The organism is Streptomyces sp. NPDC059832 (genome assembly GCF_042731715.1).
Taxonomy (GTDB): domain Bacteria; phylum Actinomycetota; class Actinomycetes; order Streptomycetales; family Streptomycetaceae; genus Streptomyces.
In genome coordinates, this window is record NZ_JBHWIY010000113.1 from 1 (window position 1) to 1445 (window position 1445).

A 1445-nucleotide genomic window follows, 5' to 3' on the forward strand; every position below is an offset into this window, starting at 1 on the left:
GTCGTGACTGCGTGCCTTTTGAAGAATGAGCCTGCGAGTTTGCGGTGTGTTGCGAGGTTAACCCGTGTGGGGAAGCCGTAGCGAAAGCGAGTCCGAATAGGGCGTTTCAGTAGCACGCTCAAGACCCGAAGCGGAGTGATCTAGCCATGGGCAGGTTGAAGCGGAGGTAAGACTTCGTGGAGGACCGAACCCACCAGGGTTGAAAACCTGGGGGATGACCTGTGGTTAGGGGTGAAAGGCCAATCAAACTCCGTGATAGCTGGTTCTCCCCGAAATGCATTTAGGTGCAGCGTCGTGTGTTTCTTGCCGGAGGTAGAGCACTGGATAGGCGATGGGCCCTACCGGGTTACTGACCTTAGCCAAACTCCGAATGCCGGTAAGTGAGAGCACGGCAGTGAGACTGTGGGGGATAAGCTCCATGGTCGAGAGGGAAACAGCCCAGAGCATCGACTAAGGCCCCTAAGCGTACGCTAAGTGGGAAAGGATGTGGAGTCGCAGAGACAACCAGGAGGTTGGCTTAGAAGCAGCCACCCTTGAAAGAGTGCGTAATAGCTCACTGGTCAAGTGATTCCGCGCCGACAATGTAGCGGGGCTCAAGCGTACCGCCGAAGTCGTGTCATTCACACATGAAGGGCCAACGCCTGTGTGGATGGGTAGGGGAGCGTCGTGTGCCGGGTGAAGCAGCCGCGGAAGCGAGTTGTGGACGGTTCACGAGTGAGAATGCAGGCATGAGTAGCGATACACACGTGAGAAACGTGTGCGCCGATTGACTAAGGGTTCCTGGGTCAAGCTGATCTGCCCAGGGTAAGTCGGGACCTAAGGCGAGGCCGACAGGCGTAGTCGATGGACAACCGGTTGATATTCCGGTACCCGCTTTGAAACGCCCAATACTGAATCAGGCGATGCTAAGTCCGTGAAGCCGGCCCGATCTCTTCGGAGTTGAGGGTAGTGGTGGAGCCGATGAACCAGACTTGTAGTAGGTAAGCGATGGGGTGACGCAGGAAGGTAGTCCAGCCCGGGCGGTGGTTGTCCCGGGGTAAGGGTGTAGGACGCACGGTAGGTAAATCCGTCGTGCATATAGTCTGAGACCTGATGCCGAGCCGATTGTGGTGAAGTGGATGATCCTATGCTGTCGAGAAAAGCCTCTAGCGAGTTTCATGGCGGCCCGTACCCTAAACCGACTCAGGTGGTCAGGTAGAGAATACCGAGGCGTTCGGGTGAACTATGGTTAAGGAACTCGGCAAAATGCCCCCGTAACTTCGGGAGAAGGGGGGCCATCACTGGTGAGTGGATTTACTCCATGAGCTGGGGGTGGCCGCAGAGACCAGCGAGAAGCGACTGTTTACTAAAAACACAGGTCCGTGCGAAGCCGTAAGGCGATGTATACGGACTGACGCCTGCCCGGTGCTGGAACGTTAAGGGGACCGGTTAGCTGACTTTCGGGT

Annotated in this window: 1 rRNA gene; it reads left to right on the forward strand. The window is 56.5% G+C overall.

The annotated features are described in order from the left end of the window. Positions 1-1445 (forward strand): 23S ribosomal RNA (locus ACFV8T_RS45590); the annotation flags it as partial.